Origin of the sequence: Acinetobacter guillouiae (assembly GCF_002370525.2) — a bacterium.
GTDB classification, from domain to species: domain Bacteria; phylum Pseudomonadota; class Gammaproteobacteria; order Pseudomonadales; family Moraxellaceae; genus Acinetobacter; species Acinetobacter guillouiae.
In genome coordinates, this window is sequence record NZ_AP014630.1 from 2,565,639 (window position 1) to 2,581,903 (window position 16,265).

A 16,265-nucleotide genomic window follows, 5' to 3' on the forward strand; every position below is an offset into this window, starting at 1 on the left:
TATCTGAAATTATGGATAATGGCTGTAAATGAAACAAAGATATGGAATTATGAAGTTGCGAACCTTGCTCAGTGTATGTGGTTTTACTTTGTTGAGTCTAAGTACCATCAGCCATGCAAATCCTGAGTTTCTCCCCCCAGATCAAGCTTTTCAATTCTCTGCTGAATCAATTTCAGAAAATAAAGCACAATTGAAATGGACAGTTGCACCTCACTATTACCTTTATCATGATCAGTTTAAAGTAACAGTCAACAATAAAGCTGTACCTTTAAGCCTCCCAAAAGGTCATATCAAAGATGATCCAACCTTTGGGAAAACAGAAGTTCATTATGAAAATGTGACTACACAGATTCAGGTCAAACCAAATTCACAATATTTAGTGATGTATCAGGGTTGTTCTGCGGATGGTTTATGTTATCCATTACAAAGAAAAACCATTGCAACTGATGCAGATGGCTTATTACCACAAAGCAATACATCGTCTAAGCACCTATTCAATAATAATTCAAATAGCACATTACTCAATCAGCCTGATACTGTCCCAGCTCAAGATAAAAAGCTCAAAGAAAACGCTGAAACTCAAGTCAATTCAACTGCTGAAAAACCAGTTACAAACAAAGTATTGGATGATCAAACCACTCAGCTTGGACAAAAAACTGTCAATAAAGCAGATAACACTGCAAATCTAATCGACCCCAATGCTTCTGTTGCAAGTAGCAATGCAATTACAGACAGGGAAAATTCTGCTGATTTAAACAGCAATACGGGCACTAAAAACAATACATCGTCATTACAATGGAATGATGATCAATCATTCTTCAAACTATTGTCTAAAGACTCTCTGTTTCTAAATTTATTGGTGTTCTTCGGTTTAGGTATTTTACTGGCGTTTTTACCCTGCTCGCTGCCACTTATTCCAATTCTCTCTGGCATCATCATTCAGCGCGCGAAAGGTTATAAAGCTGTTGTGATTGCCTTGTGCTTTGTAGTAAGTATGGCAGTGGTTTACGCCATTATGGGGATTGTGGTTGCTGAAATTGGTTATAGCTTTCAACGTTGGTTCCAAAGCCCTTGGATCGTTTCATTATTTGCAGTTTTATTTGTTGTGTTAGCTTTAAATTTATTTGGTTTATATCAATTAAACTTACCGCAATTCATCACCAATAAATTAAGTCATCTGCAAAATAATCAAAAAGCTGGGACAGTGCTCGGTGCTGTAGTTATGGGTGCATTATCAGCACTGATTGTTGGCCCTTGTATGAGTGCCCCACTTGCTGGCGCATTATTATTTGTTTCACAAACTCAAAGTGCTGTATTAGGTGGTTTGTACTTATTTATTCTCGGTCTAGGTATCGGTTTACCTTTATTTATCGCCAGTGTATTTGGTTCTAAATTATTACCAAAACCAGGTAAATGGATGGATCGGATTAAAGTCAGTTTTGGCTTTATTATGCTGATGGTTGCATTGTACTTTATTCGCCCTATGCTGCCTTCGACTGTGTATGCTGCTATTTTTGCCTTGCTGTGTATCGCATTGGCAATCTATCTCTTTATTGCTCTACGTGACAGTGAAAAAACGGTTAATAAAGTTATTCTTGCCATTATCGCGATTGCCAGTTTAGTGGCTGGTTTTTGGAATATTCAACAAAGTTATTCTGCTTATCAAATTCAACATAGCCAAACAGAACATTTAGTTTGGAACAAAGTGACCACCGCTGAACAATTAGAACAGGCTTTGGTCAATGCCAAACAGCAAGGCAAACCCATCATTATTGATGTCTATGCAGACTGGTGTGTGGCGTGTCAACCGATTGAAAAAGAGGTATTCCCACGTACCGATGTACAAGAGGCATTGAAAAACTTCACGCTTATCCAATTAGACTTAACCGAATACAACGCCTCACAAGACATCATTTTAAAACAACGTGAAATTTTAGGTCCGCCAACCATGCTGTTTTTAAATAGCAATGCAGAAGAAATCCGTGAATTGCGCTTTACAGGTACCTTCTCAGCACCACAACTGATTCAACAAACTGAAAAAATACACACAGGACGTTAAGCAAACTTTCCATGATCACTGCACAAGCAATTCATTTAGGACCGATTATGTTGCCATGGGGATTAACTATCCTCATGCTTGCGATACTGATGAGTGTGGTAATTGGAAAGTTTAGCTTTCAATATTTTAGCATTTCAAATTTACAATGGGCTGCGTTTAAAGACTCGATTTGGTCTGCATTCTTGGTTGGCTTGTTATCTGCACGAGCCGGCTTTGTCTTACTCAATTTAGATGTTTATTTAGACCATCCAATTGAAATTTTGAAGATTCAAGATAAAGGTTTTCATCTTTATGTGGGAATTGCTTGCGCTGGGCTATGGATGGTTTGGAAAAATCGATCTCTAAAGAAAAGCTTTATTGCACTATTCTTTGCAGCTTTTGCCCTGTTTTTCATTTCAGGTCAATATTTCTATCAACAGGTACAATTGCAATACCAACAATTTCCTCAAGTCAATTTAGTGAATCTTCAACAAGAGCATGTTGAGCTGACTCAGTTCCTCGGCAAACCCACAGTAATTAATCTTTGGGCCAGTTGGTGTCCGCCATGCAGACGTGAAATGCCAGTGTTAAATGATGCTCAACAACGCTATCCCAATGTGCAATTTGTCTTTATTAATCAGAATGAAGATGCCAAAACTGTGCAAACGTATTTGCAACAACACAAACTTGATTTGCATTGGGTTCTACTGGACTTTGACGGCGTAACGGCACAAAAAATGGGAATGTTTGGCTTACCCAGCACCTTATTTTTTAATGCACAAGGCAAATTAATCGATACACATATGGGGGAACTTACCCATGCTGCACTTCACCAAAAAGTTCAAAGAATAGTTTCGGAATAATCTATTTCATTGGCATTGATTAAAGAATTATTGCTTTTAACCTAAGGAGTCATCTTGATGATTGATTTAAAAACACTCGGTATTTATTCGCTTGGTTTGGTGTTAAGTGGCTCTTTGTTTGCTGCTGATGCAAATTTCCTTAAAAATAAATTGGAAAAAGAAGGTTATAACTTTGTTAAGCAAATAGATGCACCCGAGGGTTTAGAAGGTTGGACGGGCTATAAAGATGAATATCCATCGACAATCTTTATTTCAAAAGATCAAAAGCACTATATCGTTGGTGACCTATTTAATGCTTCAGGAAAAAATTTAACCGAAGAAACAATTAACACCCATGTTAAAGGTGCCGTATTAGATGAAATTTGGAAAAGCCTAGAAAAATCAACTTGGATTCAAGACGGCGATCGCAATGCTCCAAAAGTCGTTTATGTGTTTAATGACCCAAACTGCCCCTACTGCCATACCTTCTGGCAACAAGCACGTCCCTTTGTAGATTCAGGAAAAGTTCAATTACGTCATATTATGGTTGGGGTCATTCGTCCAAGCAGCAAAGGACAAGCCGCAACGATTTTAAACAATGCCAATCCTGCAGAAATTTTCAAACAATATAATTTAAGCAACGGTAAGAATAAATTGGTGGAAATGAAGAGCATTCCTAAGCCATTATCTGAAAAGTTAGATGAAAATACCAAACTGATGGATAAATACGGTTTTTATGCTACTCCTGCAATGGTATGGAAAGATGCAAAAGGTGAAATTCAAAGCCAGCAAGGCGCACCGAAAGACATTAAAAAGTTATTTGATTAAGCAATGATAAAAATGAGTGATTAAAACCCACTCATTTTTGATTAGGATGCTTTGCATATTTAAAATGAATTGAGTGACATACAGTTTTACTTTAATCCCTAAACTATATCAAACCACTTATTTAATCATACAAGCTATAGCTATCGCATGGCGACATGGATGTTGCCCCTTAATATTTAATGATTTAAAGTTTATCGTGGTTTTATTTTTGAGAGATCGTTTAACAATTCCATAAGCTGCTGGATTTTCTCTGCACCATATTGTGTTTGAATATCTGTATAGCTTTCTTCCATTTTCACCGCTTGCGTCTCAAAGTATCTTTTGCCTTCATCGCTCAGCTGAATCAAACTCACCCGTTGATCATGTAGATCTTTTCGTTTCTTAATCAGATTTTGATCAAGCATACGATTTAAAATCCCCGTTAGACTGGGTCTTAAAATGCATGCCAAATCAGCCAAGTGGTTATTTTCAAGTTCATCATATTGATAAAGTACAGAAATCACACGCCATTGCTGCTCAGTCAAACCCATTTCATTTAAAATCGGTCTAAAATGCATCATTGTAGCTTCTCGCGCTTGTAACAAAGCTAAAGTCAGAGATGGCGATAGACGAATCGGTTTCATAAAAATCCTTTAAATAAAAATTTATAGAGAGATTAATTAAAGAATTTATTCAATACATATACAGCAACAACCTCACGCTTTAACTGATGAATGAATACATGTAAATCCATATTCTCTTAACTACAAAATAATAATAAAAAATTTATACTGCTCATGATAAAAATCTTACAGTAACAACATCTGCCCAAAATAAAAATATTGTGGCAATGCTTGTTGCATATCATAAAAAATCATCAATAAAATGAATGACTCACTTTATTTATATGATTGTAGTATATAGCAAAATTTTTGGATTTTGTTCAAGTGCTTCAACCTGTTTGGTCTTATGTGTGATCTTGAATTGCCCTTTTATACTTTTTTCAAATTCTGCGCAAAAGCGAACTTTTGTTGATTTGTCTGTTTCTTTTTGAGTAGTTATTTTTCTTTTTAATCGGATTACTATCTTTTTTACGGTATTAAGGTAAATAAAATCCATAAAAAAATGCATTAAAAAACTCGCAATTAAGCGAGTTTAGGGTGCGTCAATCATACGATTGACGCTTAAAGCCATACAAAATACAGACCAGGGAAAATCAAATCTTGTACTGCTTTAATGCGTCTATTATTGATCATTTTTTTAAAAACAACTTATCATTTTCAGCCAATTAAATATCATTTTCTGACTAAAATAAGGCTTAAATGACATTTTGTTTATTTCTTAATCGAACAAAATCGCTCAAGCGTCATTCCTGACTGCTCAATACTTTGCTTTTGCCGATCTAAAAAATTATTGGCAATCACCAACATCATATTGGCCGTATCAAGCTCTGAATTTTCTTTCGAAATCCTAGCAATCGCTTGATAAGCACCTAAACGTGAACAAAATGCTTGATGCTGTTCAATCGCAGTGATCATGCTATGTGCTTCATCCAAGATATGTTTAGTTGCATTGACTTGATCGGTATAGGTTTGAATACGTTGGTCATACTGTTCTTGGGTGAGTTTTTGCGTGGATGATTCAGCAAAACTTTGCGTGCTCAATCCACTACTCAGAACAATACTGCAGAGGGTCAAAATAAATCTATAGATCATGCTTGAGCAAACCTTTTATTTATAAAATATCTGCTTTCCATACATCTTCGTATTCATCAGCATCTATCATAAATCTAAAGCCTTGTTCCAAAGCCAGATAAGGGATCGCATCAGGAAAAACCTCTTCAAGCTCTTTTACACTGATCACATCAAAAAAATCTTCACCCTCTTGCAACTCACCCCCATAAATAAACCATGACACGTTTTCAGCATCTTGCTGTTTACGTAAACCCACGATCGGTTCTTTACTTAAGGTTTGCTTCGCGATAGCCACGAGATCCGTTTCATTGACTTTGATATATCGAGAGTCAAATTCTTCACACACTAATTTCTGTTCTTCTACAAAATCTTGCAACATGTACATTTCCGAACGATTGGATTTTGTCAAATTGTAAGCTGACAGTTTGACAATCACAATCAATTCACCAAAAGAATCTTGCATCACGCGTTTATTTTGTTAAACTTGATTATGTTACATTTTCAAGGTGAATCGTGATGCCGCCAAATTTGACTCCGCCATCGAAGTTAAATGATCGCTCTATAAGGGAAAATTTTAAGACGATCAATTCTCTTCTTTCTATTATCGAGCCTATTTCAAAGCAAGATTTACGTACAATTGAATTTCGTAGCAACATCCGTATTCCCTATCCTTTGGAAACCGTTGCAGCAGGTTTTCCATCACCCGCTCAAGACTATACTGAAAAGAAAATTGATTTAAATGAACACTTAATTCATAACCCTATTGCAACCTTTATGTTAAAAGTTAACTCCTTATCAATGAAAAATGCAGGTATTGAAATTGGAGATGAAATTTTAATTGACCGTAGCCTAGAGGCTGAACACGGCGATGTTGTTTTGGCATTAATCAACAATGAATTTACAGTCAAACGCTTTATGCAAGTTAAAGTATCTACAGGAATTTATGATATTTGGCTTAAAGCAGAAAATCCTGATTTTCCAGATATTCACCCACACAGTGAAGAACAAATTATGATTTGGGGTGTCGTTACTTGTATTCTTAAAAAATTAAAATGATCATTGAACGTCATAGCCTTTGTTTGTGCTACTCATCTTCAAGCTTCATTTGCGATACCCACGTGGCAACCAAGACTCACTAAAAATAGGTTAAAAAAATAATTGTTATGATTGAATCATTAAGACGTCTGGCACTCTCTCATCAAGGCCTAATTTCACCTGCTTCCTTTGGTACAGGATTATCTGGAACACGCCATGCGATTGAACATCTTGGCTATGTTCAGATTGATACAATTTCTGTAGTAGAACGTGCCCACCACCATATCTTATGGAGCCGTGTTCCAGATTATCAGCAAAGCCACTTAAATCAACTGGTCAAACAGCAGCATATTTTTGAATATTGGTTTCATGCAGCATCTTATTTACCAATGCAAGATTATCGCTATGCACTTCCTCATATGACATCGATTAGAAATGGTGAGCATCGTTATTTTAATCGCGGTGATCAAGCTTTTATGAATGAGATTCTAGCTCGAGCGAAAGCTGAAGGCAGTATTCGATTACGCAACATTGAACAAGGCAATAAGCAAAATTCGGGGGGCTGGTGGAACTCAAGTTTAGCGCGTCGTTCTATTGAGCAATTGTTTATGCAAGGCGATTTGATGATTTCTGAACGTAATGGTATGGAAAAAGTCTATCAACTGACCGAATATTGTATTCCAAGCCATCTTGATCTGAGTGTTCCTACACTAGAGGAATATGCCCGCTATTTGTTCAATACTACGCTACGTGCACATGGCGTGTTTGCATGGAAGCAATTGTTGCATTTAAAAGTTGGGCAAAAGATTCGTGAGGCAATGCGTGACATTGTCAATGAACAATTAGATGCGGGTGTGATCACCACTTTAGCTCAATTAGGCAGTAGTGACAAAGAGAGTCAAAATCTTTATATCCAAACCGATGCCTTAGAACAGATCCCGAATATTGAGTTAAAAGTCAAAATTCTCTCTCCTTTTGACAATCTGGTGATACATCGTGAACGTTTAAATACCTTGTTTAAATTTGATTATCGTTTGGAATGTTATGTGACTCCACCTAAACGTGTATTTGGTTATTTTTGTTTACCTATTTTATATGGGGATCAAATTGTCGGACGTATAGATTGCAAAGCACATCGGGCAAAAAATCAATTTGAAGTCATCAGCCTACATCTTGAACCACAGCATCTCAATCATACTATTACAGACCCAGCACATTTCTTTAACGCACTAAACACTGAAATACACCATTTTGCCCAATTTAATCAATGTATAAATATAAATGAAGGTCTTCATAAAATCCTTGATCAAAGCAAGAAACGATTTAAGTGATCGACAACGTAAGCTTAAAATCAAGACACTTAAAAATGAAGAAGCTTAAAATTCAAAATAGCTAGAATGACAAAACGCCTCAGTTGAGGCGTTTTGTCATTTAGAAGCTACGATTAAGATGAGTTCAAAGCCCTATTTTTGCTGAGGCTTGTGTTGGCTTTGCTGATTTTGTTGAGCCTGTTGGTTGGATTGTTGCTTTTGCTGGTTTTGTTGATTTGATTGTTGATCTTGCTGACTGTGTTGCTTCTGCTGCTGATTAGATTGGTTGGGTTGACCTTGTTGGTCATTCTGCTGGTTTTGTTGCTGATTCTGTTGCTGATTGTGTTGCTGATTCTGTTCAGAGTTATGTTGTTGATTAGCCATTTTCATATCCATCCTTTTCAATATTGGGATATGCCGTACAAATCGACGACAACTGTTAATTTAGCCCTCTCAGTTTTCTATACAAGGATTGAGATGTTTCATTTTTCGACATTGTAAGCTGCAATTTAAGATATACCTTTTAAAAGAACCACTTCTCTATTCAGCATTTTTACTTAAATTACTTAAACCACTACGAAGCTCAACAGTGCTTAGTCAGTTTTGCATCTCACCACACCGACGATTTAATCATCCAGCCCAAAGGATGAACAAATCCACACTAGATTTGATTTGAATTTATTTTAAACATCTTTTAATATTTCACTTGAATTTGTAACTTTTTCAAGACAGCCCATGAGCGAACAAATTTTTGCTTTGATCGACATTAACAATTGTTATGTCAGTTGCGAGCGCGTATTTAACCCCAGTTTAAATAACAAGCCAGTTGTCGTCTTAAGCAATAATGATGGTTGTGTCGTTTCACGAAGCAATGAAGCCAAGGCGTTAAACATAGATATGGCAATCCCTTGGCATGAAGTTGAACAACAAGCTAAAAAAGCTGGGGTACTCGCCTTTTCAAGTAACTATGCTTTATATGGTGATTTCTCAGATCGTTTTTTTAAAATTTTAAAGATTTTTTTTAAAGATGAGGATTTGGAAGCCTACTCTATTGATGAATGTTTTATCAATCTCAGCTCTTACCAAGACTTATTCGATCTACAGGATTACTGTAGAAAACTCATCAAAACCATCCAAAAATGGCTTGGTCTGCCCTGTTGCATTGGTATCGGCTATAGTAAAACCCAAGCCAAGCTTGCCAACAATTTTGCCAAGAAACGTAGAGGCTTTGATAGCGTCTGTGACCTGACTGGTTTAGATTTATGCAGTTTTGAAGGCCTACTGCTTGAAACCAGTGTTGCAGAAGTCTGGTGTGTTGGACGTAAAACCAGCAAACGCTTACAAGCTTATAATATTTATAATTGCTATGACTTAACTTTTGCCAATGAACATTACCTTGCACGCGAGTTTTCAGTGGTCATTGGACGCACCATTCGTGAGCTAAAAGGTCAATCCTGCATTGCTTTGGACGATGCAGACATTCCCTCCAAACGCATCCTTTCCTCACGCAGTTTTGCATCTGCTCTAAACAATGTTGAGATTATCAAACAAGCCATTATTTTCCATGTCAATCGTGCACATCAACGACTGAGCAAGCAACGACAACTGTGTGCAGTTGTGCATGTTTCCTTATATGAAAAAGTTGCACAGGCGCCCTATAAAAAGGCACAAAGCAGTGTCATTGGCTTAATGTATGCAACAGACGATTTGATGATTTTAACCAAGTCAGCATTACAGCAAATTGATGTTTTATTTAAAGAAAATTTAAAGTATGTAAAAGTTGCTGTGATGTTCTCAGCACTGCATAGCAAAAGCCAGCACATCAATGACTTATGGCATCCTGTAGACTTTATTCAGCAACGTGATCAACTTATGGATACGCTCTCAAGCATGAAACAACGCTTTGGTTCAGACTGTATACAAGTGGGTTATCATTCCAATCAAGAAACATGGAAAATGCGCCAGCAAAATCGGTCTCCAAGCTATACAACACGTTGTAGTGAGATCTTATCTATTGACGATAGCCATATGGCTGTTACACAAATCAAATGAATAGTTTTGGTCACTCAGTTTAAAATAAAGTCTCTGTAAAACATCTGCTAAAAATGTCATATTTTAACATTGCCATTTACAGACAAAATTAACATTATATAGCCCATACAAGGCACTGCGTTTCCGCGACGATTCAAAGAAAATATAAAGTATTTGTGGAAAAATATGCCATAATATGCAAACTTTGCAGACATCTTGCAATTTTTTTTGCGACTTTTGAATTGGAGCACTCTCAATGAGTTCGACCATTTTGGTCATTCACGGACCAAACTTAAACTTGCTAGGAAAGCGCGAACCTGAGGTCTATGGTCACCTCACATTGGATGACATTAACCAACAATTGAGTCTCCAAGCACGTCAAGCCAATATAAGTTTAGATACTTTTCAAAGCAACTGGGAAGGTGCTGTGGTCGATCGTATTCACCAAGCACAACAAGATGGCATAAAATTTATCATTATTAATCCTGCCGCGCTGACCCATACCTCAGTCGCTATACGTGATGCCCTACTTGGCGTTGCGATTCCATTTATTGAAGTACATCTTTCTAATGTTCATGCACGTGAAGCATTTAGACATCATTCTTATTTATCAGATAAAGCCGTTGGCGTCATTTGTGGTTTAGGTGCCAAAGGCTATTCTTTTGCACTTGATTTCGCCATCGAAAAACTTAAATCTTCAACCCAATCATAATTTAGGAATACGAACCCATGGATATTCGCAAAATTAAAAAGCTCATCGATTTGATGATCGAATCTGATCTTCAAGCAATTGAAGTGAAAGAAGGCGATCAATCGATTGCTTTAACTCGCCGTAATCCTGTGGTTGCTGCTGGTGTAGCACCTATTGCCCTCCCAACCGCTGAAGCGCCTGTAGTTAAAGCTGCCTCTCGTGGTGCAGTAGAAACGTCTCCAATGGTTGGTGTGTTCTATTCAGCACCAAGTCCTGGTGAAGCACCCTTTGTAAATGTAGGTCAAACTGTTTCTGCAGGTGAAACCCTCGGGATCATCGAAGCAATGAAAATTATGAACCCGATTGAAGCAACTCAAAGTGGTGTAGTTGAAGAAATTTTAGTAAAAAATGGTGATGTAATCCAGTTCGGTCAACCTTTATTCCGCTACCGCGCGTAATACCTCGGGGGTTGATATGTTGCAAAAAGTTTTAATTGCAAACCGAGGTGAGATTGCGTTACGCATCACTCGAGCTTGCAAAACTTTAGGAATCAAAACTGTCGGTATCTATTCAGATGCTGATAAAGATTTGATGCATTTACGTTTTTGTGATGAAGCAGTATGTATAGGTCCAGGTGCGAGTAGCGAAAGCTATTTAAACATTCCTGCCATTATTACCGCAGCAGAAATTACAGGCGCAGATGCCATCCATCCCGGTTATGGTTTCTTATCTGAAAATGCTGAATTTGCAGAAATTGTAGAAAACTCAGGCTTTATTTTCATTGGACCGCGTCCTGAACATATTCGTCTAATGGGAAATAAAGTTTCTGCAATTACGGCGATGCGTAAAGCAGGTGTACCAACAGTTCCTGGTTCAGCACATGCAGTGACACCCAACAATGCGTTGGCTGAAGCCAAAGAAATTGGTTTCCCGCTGATTGTAAAAGCTGCTTCAGGCGGTGGTGGTCGCGGAATGCGTATTGTTGAACGTGTCGATACATTACTTGAATCGGTTCAAGCTGCACAACGTGATGCTGAAATGTGGTTCGGTGATGATACGGTTTATATGGAACGTTTCCTGCAAAAACCACGTCATGTTGAAGTACAAGTTTTAGCAGATGGTAATGGTCAAGCGATTCATTTATATGACCGTGACTGCTCTTTACAACGTCGCCATCAAAAAGTGCTTGAAGAAGCACCTGCACCAGGTTTACCAGAAGAAGCGCGTGCGCATATTCTTGAAGCCTGTGTCAATGCATGTAAGTTGATGCAATATCGTGGTGCTGGTACTTTTGAGTTCTTATTTGAAGATGGTGAATTCTTCTTTATCGAGATGAATACCCGTGTTCAAGTTGAGCATCCAGTGACTGAACAAGTGACTGGTGTAGATATTATTGAACAGCAATTACGTATCGCTGCGGGTCTAGGTTTAAATCTTCAACAAGAAGATATTAAAATCGAAGGTCATGCGATTGAATGCCGTATCAATGCAGAAGATCCGTCGACCTTCTTACCATCACCAGGTAAAATTGAATCATTCTATGCGCCAGGCGGTGCAGGTATCCGTTTAGATTCTCATATCTATCAAGGATATAGCATTCCTCCGTATTATGACTCAATGATCGCAAAGTTGATTTCTTATGGTAAAGATCGTGAAACTGCGATTGCCCGTATGAAACAAGCCTTGGATGAGATGATCTTGACTGGAATTAAAACCAATATTCCATTACATAAAGATCTGATCCTTGAAGACAAAAACTTCTGTTCACAAGCAATGGATATTCACTACCTTGAAAAACACTTGTTAAAACAAGTTCAAGGACATGAAAAAGATGCTTAATCTGCATCCTCTAATCCAGTAAAAAGTCCAATAAAAAACCTCTGAAAAATCAGAGGTTTTTTATTTTAAAGCAAATGCTTGATTATTTAGCCAAGCATTGATGCTTTAAATCAACTTAAGGCAAGACTCTGCGTAAAGTCGCAAAGCATTGATCGCCTTTGTCAGAAATACAAAAATTCAAGGTGTTCTTATTAATCCACTTCACAAAATATTGGGTCACTTCACCCGACTGATCTTCTTTACGCCCCGAACAATCTGTTTCATTATTTTCATAGCGAATTTGCATGATTAATGCGGGTGGCTTTTCCAGCGTATTATCGGGTGAAGGCTGATAATCAAACAGACCGATTGACCACTCTTTGGCACTATTCACCACCACTTCATTGGAGCCGCGGAAATTATAATATTCTGTACATTTCTTATTTTCTGGAATTTCCATGCCCCATAAGCCTAAAATTTCAGGGCGAGTATTTATACGAATTGTGCTTGTAGTATTGGTTGCAGCCACAGTCGTAGGATTGGTTGTTTGAGGTTGAACTGTTTCAGCTCTCGCAAAAGGTGAAAGGCTAAGCAATAAAGAAATTATAAGTGCTGTTTTTTTCATACCAAGTCTGTATGTAATATTTCATCAGACATAAATTAGCATAGATTTAGAATAAAACATGTAAAATTAACGATATATGAACAATCTTTCTTGTTTAGTCTAGGCAAAAAAATTTTTGTGACGAGCCCGAATTAAGGTAACTAAAACTATTGATTTATCGATATAAATAGATATGATTACTTATTAATACCTGAGCAGAGCCAGATAGAATATTGGCTTAGAGATTAATCCCTCTTTAGAATAGGTTAGAAAATTGCCTCGAGCTATCGCATATTTAAGTCAAACGCTTAAAGACAACATCTCTGCATTTTTTATTATTGCAATGATTATTTTTGTCTGCGCTTTGGCTGGAATATTTGGTAGACCCTTATCCTTTCTTGCCATTTTTTGGCCCGCAAATGCTGTTTTACTTGGACTTTTTTTAAGGTTTCATCGCTTAAAAAATATAGGGGGATGGGTTGGCGCATTTATCGCCTTTATGCTTGCAGATCTGCTTACAGGCAACTCTTTTTTAATCACCTTCTTTCTGACTTTGGCCAATCTATCTCATGTCTTGGTCACATTAGCACTGATTCGTTTTTTTAAACTGGATTATAAACAATATAATAGAGGCCTAACATTTTTATACTTATTTGCAATCAGTGCCTTTGGCGGTTGTTTAGCTTCGCCAATCGTCGCAAGTTTAACAGTCCCTTATTTACCAAATACCTTTATGGTTATGGATAGAATCTGGATTGATTTTGGTATGTGGTGGACAGGTGAAATCCTCAATGTCATTGCCTTTTTACCGATTATATTGGCAATCCCAGATAAAAAAACCATTCAAAGCCATATCCAACAATTTAAACAACAGCCTTTTCAATACGAAAAATTTCTTCCACTATTGGGCGTGATTTTATCCGTCATTCTGACTCATTTTTTTCTGGGTCCAGGTGCAATCATGTTCCCCATTGCAGCATTGGTCTGGGCTGCACTAAGCTATAACCTATTCTTTGTCTCTATCATTAACTGTATAGTATGTATGCTGCTCTATAATGCATTGACTGCATATTATATTGCTCAGTCTCCAGATGCCTATTTGGGCACCACACTGTCTGTACGCATCGGTTTAATGATGTTGGCTTTAGGGCCTTTAACCCTTGCTATTATCAGTTTAAATCGCCAAAAGCTTTATCACCAAATCTTATATTTAGCCAATCATGATGGTCTCACCACCACACTCAATCGTCGTTATTTCTATGAAGAAAGTGAACGTACCATTGCTGAGGATGTTGAAAAGCAACAAGCACACAGTGTCACGATTTTGGTTTTAGATTTAGATCATTTTAAAAAAATTAATGATCAATATGGCCATGTGATTGGCGATTATGTTTTGCAAGAGTTTACCCATCAAGTCAAAGCACAAATTCGCACGAATGATCTATTTGGTCGCTTAGGTGGCGAAGAGTTTGCTATATTATTAAAAGATCTATCTTTAGAACAAAGTGTTGCCATTGCACAAAGAATTTGTAATAGCGTTTTCAATACCCCGATTCATTTAGATGATCAGCGGAGCTTAAATATCAGCGTCAGTATTGGCTTAAGTTATCAGACTTTACCCTATTGCATACCTTTTCAGCAGCTGATCAAACGGGCTGATGATGCTTTGTATTTAGCCAAGGAAAAAGGTAGAAATCAACTTTGTTTAGAAACCACGATCGAACAAAACCAAAAGATATTTGCCCAATAACTCAAAACAGCAAGGGAAAGCTATGAAATTTTCAGAATATATTCAATATGATGGTATCGGTTTAGCACAGCTTGTTCAAAACAAAGAAGTACAAGCACATGAATTATTAGAAATCGCAATTCAACGTGCTGAACAGGTAAATCCTAAAATTAATGCGATCGTTATTCCGATTTATGAACAGGCATTAAAAAATACCCAAAACTATGCAACTGGTCCCTTTTCAGGTGTACCGTTTTTGCTCAAAGATCTACACCAAGAATATGCAGGTGTCGCAACTTCATTTGGTTCTAAAGCATTTAAAAATGCTAAATATATTGCTAAAGAAAACTCAGAAATCGTCAATCGCTGGGTAAAATCGGGCGTGGTTACTTTTGGTTTAACCAATTCGCCAGAGTTTGGCATTAAAGGTATCACTGAACCTGAGGCTTGGGGCAGTTGCAAAAATCCGTGGAATTTAAAACACAATAGTGGTGGTTCTTCTGGAGGTTCTGCTTCTGGCGTGGCAGCGGGTATCGTACCAATTGCAGGTGCAAGTGATGGAGGCGGTTCTATTCGGATTCCAGCCTCGTATTGTGGCCTATTTGGTTTAAAGCCAAGTCGTGGACGTACACCTTGGGGACCTGAAATCAGTGAAGCAATGCATGGGGCTGCGATGCAACATGTATTATGCAAATCAGTCCGTGACAGTGCAGCCATGTTAGATGCCACTCAAGGTTCAGATCGCACTGCGCTTTTCAATATCCAAAGCCCGACTGAACGCTATTTGGACATCATTGAAAAAGCCCCAAAACGTTTGCGAATTGGTTTTTCGACTGTTTCCCCGATTGGAACCAAAGTTTCAAAAGATGCAGTACAAGCCATTCAAAAAACCGCCAAACTTTTAGAATCTTTAGGACATATTGTTGAAGAAGCAACCCCTCAGATTGACGGTATGGCGCTTGCCAAAGACTTTATTACCACATGGTTTAGTCAATGCGCTTATACAGTCAATCAAGTCAAACAGCGATTTGGTGCAACAGATCAGGATTTTGAATTAGATACTTTGGCAATTGCAGCATTTGGTGCCAAAGCTTCTGCTGTGGACTATATTAACAACCTCAATAACTGGGGTGTTTATGTTGCAAAAATGAACCATTTCTTTGAGCGTTATGACTTATTTCTGATTCCGTCTACAGCCTCAGTTGCACCTAAAAATGGTGAGGTAAAAACACCATCTTGGCAGGTTCCGATTTTAAAAGCCTTGCTCAAAGTCGATCAAGCCCACTTACTGGCAAAAGGTAAGCTGGTTGAGCAAATGATTAAAAATAATTTGCAATGGGTTCCATTTACCCAATTGGCCAATATCACGGGCTTACCTGCCATGTCAGTACCTTTATATTGGAATAAAGATAATCTGCCCTTAGGTTCACAATTTATTGCACCTTTTGGACGTGAGGATGTGTTATTACAACTGGCAGCACAATTGGAACAAGCGCAACCTTGGGCAGCTAAATATAAAGGCATTACGATATAAATTTTATCTGCATGAATATTCACATTAGACATCTGATACTGGTGTGAATATTTATTTGAGAATAGTTTTGAGAATAGTGTGGCATTGCAAACTTTTCAATCATACATATTTATTTCTATAGAAGAGTATAAT

Annotated in this window: 16 protein-coding genes; 11 read left to right on the forward strand and 5 right to left on the reverse strand. The window is 37.6% G+C overall.

Annotation, left to right across the window (positions count from 1 at the left end; all coding sequences use genetic code 11):
- Window positions 1-28: 28 nt before the first annotated feature.
- Genes dsbD through dsbG form a run of 3 tightly spaced genes read left to right on the forward strand, consistent with a single transcriptional unit; the run spans window position 29 to window position 3,708 of the window.
- Complete coding sequence (gene dsbD / locus AS4_RS11865; protein ID WP_096734286.1) at window positions 29-2,059, forward strand: protein-disulfide reductase DsbD; 2,031 nt, start codon at window positions 29-31, stop codon at window positions 2,057-2,059.
- An 11-nt stretch (window positions 2,060-2,070) separates the two neighbouring features.
- Complete coding sequence (locus tag AS4_RS11870; RefSeq protein WP_096734287.1) at window positions 2,071-2,901, forward strand: TlpA disulfide reductase family protein; 831 nt, start codon at window positions 2,071-2,073, stop codon at window positions 2,899-2,901.
- Between the two features lie 57 nt (window positions 2,902-2,958).
- The gene (gene dsbG, locus AS4_RS11875) at window positions 2,959-3,708 is read left to right on the forward strand and encodes a thiol:disulfide interchange protein DsbG (RefSeq protein WP_096734288.1); all 750 of its coding nucleotides are present in this window, start codon (window positions 2,959-2,961) and stop codon (window positions 3,706-3,708) included.
- A 191-nt stretch (window positions 3,709-3,899) separates the two neighbouring features.
- On the opposite strand, the gene hpaR is transcribed toward dsbG, so the two are convergent.
- The 3 genes from hpaR to AS4_RS11890 form a co-directional block, all read right to left on the reverse strand.
- The gene (gene hpaR / locus AS4_RS11880; protein ID WP_096734289.1) at window positions 3,900-4,331 is read right to left on the reverse strand and encodes a homoprotocatechuate degradation operon regulator HpaR; all 432 of its coding nucleotides are present in this window, start codon (window positions 4,329-4,331) and stop codon (window positions 3,900-3,902) included.
- A 690-nt stretch (window positions 4,332-5,021) separates the two neighbouring features.
- The gene (locus AS4_RS11885; protein ID WP_096734291.1) at window positions 5,022-5,402 is read right to left on the reverse strand and encodes a hypothetical protein; all 381 of its coding nucleotides are present in this window, start codon (window positions 5,400-5,402) and stop codon (window positions 5,022-5,024) included.
- Window positions 5,403-5,421: 19 nt separating this feature from the next.
- A complete protein-coding gene (locus AS4_RS11890; RefSeq protein ID WP_096735522.1) occupies window positions 5,422-5,760 on the reverse strand; it encodes an immunity protein Imm33 domain-containing protein in 339 nt (112 codons plus the stop codon).
- 137 nt (window positions 5,761-5,897) lie between these two features.
- On the opposite strand from AS4_RS11890, the gene AS4_RS11895 reads away from it, so the two are divergent.
- Window positions 5,898-6,437 carry a LexA family protein gene (locus tag AS4_RS11895; RefSeq protein ID WP_096734292.1) on the forward strand — a complete coding sequence of 180 codons (540 nt, stop codon included), beginning with the start codon at window positions 5,898-5,900 and terminating at the stop codon, window positions 6,435-6,437.
- Between the two features lie 107 nt (window positions 6,438-6,544).
- Window positions 6,545-7,747 (forward strand): winged helix-turn-helix domain-containing protein, encoded by a 1,203-nt coding sequence (locus AS4_RS11900; protein ID WP_096734293.1) that lies wholly within the window; start codon window positions 6,545-6,547, stop codon window positions 7,745-7,747.
- A gap of 132 nt (window positions 7,748-7,879) precedes the next feature.
- Here AS4_RS11900 and AS4_RS11905 read toward each other — a convergent pair whose 3' ends face one another.
- Window positions 7,880-8,110, reverse strand: coding sequence for a hypothetical protein (locus AS4_RS11905; protein WP_197724416.1), 231 nt, complete (start codon window positions 8,108-8,110; stop codon window positions 7,880-7,882).
- A gap of 351 nt (window positions 8,111-8,461) precedes the next feature.
- Between AS4_RS11905 and AS4_RS11910 the strand changes: the two genes are divergently transcribed.
- From AS4_RS11910 to accC, 4 genes are all read left to right on the forward strand, one after another.
- Window positions 8,462-9,778, forward strand: a complete 1,317-nt coding sequence (locus AS4_RS11910) for a Y-family DNA polymerase (protein ID WP_004821973.1) — start codon at window positions 8,462-8,464, stop codon at window positions 9,776-9,778.
- 235 nt (window positions 9,779-10,013) lie between these two features.
- A complete protein-coding gene (aroQ, locus tag AS4_RS11915) occupies window positions 10,014-10,469 on the forward strand; it encodes a type II 3-dehydroquinate dehydratase (RefSeq protein ID WP_004719793.1) in 456 nt (151 codons plus the stop codon).
- A 17-nt stretch (window positions 10,470-10,486) separates the two neighbouring features.
- The gene (locus AS4_RS11920) at window positions 10,487-10,906 is read left to right on the forward strand and encodes an acetyl-CoA carboxylase biotin carboxyl carrier protein (RefSeq protein WP_004719790.1); all 420 of its coding nucleotides are present in this window, start codon (window positions 10,487-10,489) and stop codon (window positions 10,904-10,906) included.
- Between the two features lie 16 nt (window positions 10,907-10,922).
- The gene (gene accC, locus AS4_RS11925) at window positions 10,923-12,287 is read left to right on the forward strand and encodes an acetyl-CoA carboxylase biotin carboxylase subunit (protein WP_004719789.1); all 1,365 of its coding nucleotides are present in this window, start codon (window positions 10,923-10,925) and stop codon (window positions 12,285-12,287) included.
- A 115-nt stretch (window positions 12,288-12,402) separates the two neighbouring features.
- On the opposite strand, the gene AS4_RS11930 is transcribed toward accC, so the two are convergent.
- On the reverse strand, window positions 12,403-12,891 hold the full coding sequence (locus tag AS4_RS11930; RefSeq protein ID WP_096734295.1) for a hypothetical protein: 489 nt from the start codon (window positions 12,889-12,891) through the stop codon (window positions 12,403-12,405).
- Window positions 12,892-13,144: 253 nt separating this feature from the next.
- Between AS4_RS11930 and AS4_RS11935 the strand changes: the two genes are divergently transcribed.
- Both AS4_RS11935 and AS4_RS11940 read left to right on the forward strand, forming a co-directional pair.
- The gene (locus AS4_RS11935; protein ID WP_096734296.1) at window positions 13,145-14,620 is read left to right on the forward strand and encodes a GGDEF domain-containing protein; all 1,476 of its coding nucleotides are present in this window, start codon (window positions 13,145-13,147) and stop codon (window positions 14,618-14,620) included.
- A 22-nt stretch (window positions 14,621-14,642) separates the two neighbouring features.
- On the forward strand, window positions 14,643-16,133 hold the full coding sequence (locus tag AS4_RS11940) for an amidase (RefSeq protein WP_096734297.1): 1,491 nt from the start codon (window positions 14,643-14,645) through the stop codon (window positions 16,131-16,133).
- Window positions 16,134-16,265 lie beyond the last annotated feature (132 nt).

What these genes read in the sequence shown, in the direction of transcription:
- dsbD (WP_096734286.1), top strand. Translation starts at nt 29, where the DNA reads ATGAAACAAAGATATGGAATTATGAAGTTGCGAACCTTGCTCAGTGTA.
- AS4_RS11910 (WP_004821973.1), top strand. Translation starts at nt 8,462, where the DNA reads ATGAGCGAACAAATTTTTGCTTTGATCGACATTAACAATTGTTATGTC.
- AS4_RS11870 (WP_096734287.1), top strand. Translation starts at nt 2,071, where the DNA reads ATGATCACTGCACAAGCAATTCATTTAGGACCGATTATGTTGCCATGG.
- aroQ (WP_004719793.1), top strand. Translation starts at nt 10,014, where the DNA reads ATGAGTTCGACCATTTTGGTCATTCACGGACCAAACTTAAACTTGCTA.
- AS4_RS11885 (WP_096734291.1), bottom strand. Translation starts at nt 5,402, where the DNA reads ATGATCTATAGATTTATTTTGACCCTCTGCAGTATTGTTCTGAGTAGT.
- AS4_RS11900 (WP_096734293.1), top strand. Translation starts at nt 6,545, where the DNA reads ATGATTGAATCATTAAGACGTCTGGCACTCTCTCATCAAGGCCTAATT.
- AS4_RS11905 (WP_197724416.1), bottom strand. Translation starts at nt 8,110, where the DNA reads ATGGCTAATCAACAACATAACTCTGAACAGAATCAGCAACACAATCAG.
- accC (WP_004719789.1), top strand. Translation starts at nt 10,923, where the DNA reads ATGTTGCAAAAAGTTTTAATTGCAAACCGAGGTGAGATTGCGTTACGC.
- hpaR (WP_096734289.1), bottom strand. Translation starts at nt 4,331, where the DNA reads ATGAAACCGATTCGTCTATCGCCATCTCTGACTTTAGCTTTGTTACAA.
- AS4_RS11920 (WP_004719790.1), top strand. Translation starts at nt 10,487, where the DNA reads ATGGATATTCGCAAAATTAAAAAGCTCATCGATTTGATGATCGAATCT.
- AS4_RS11930 (WP_096734295.1), bottom strand. Translation starts at nt 12,891, where the DNA reads ATGAAAAAAACAGCACTTATAATTTCTTTATTGCTTAGCCTTTCACCT.
- AS4_RS11895 (WP_096734292.1), top strand. Translation starts at nt 5,898, where the DNA reads ATGCCGCCAAATTTGACTCCGCCATCGAAGTTAAATGATCGCTCTATA.
- dsbG (WP_096734288.1), top strand. Translation starts at nt 2,959, where the DNA reads ATGATTGATTTAAAAACACTCGGTATTTATTCGCTTGGTTTGGTGTTA.
- AS4_RS11890 (WP_096735522.1), bottom strand. Translation starts at nt 5,760, where the DNA reads ATGTTGCAAGATTTTGTAGAAGAACAGAAATTAGTGTGTGAAGAATTT.
- AS4_RS11940 (WP_096734297.1), top strand. Translation starts at nt 14,643, where the DNA reads ATGAAATTTTCAGAATATATTCAATATGATGGTATCGGTTTAGCACAG.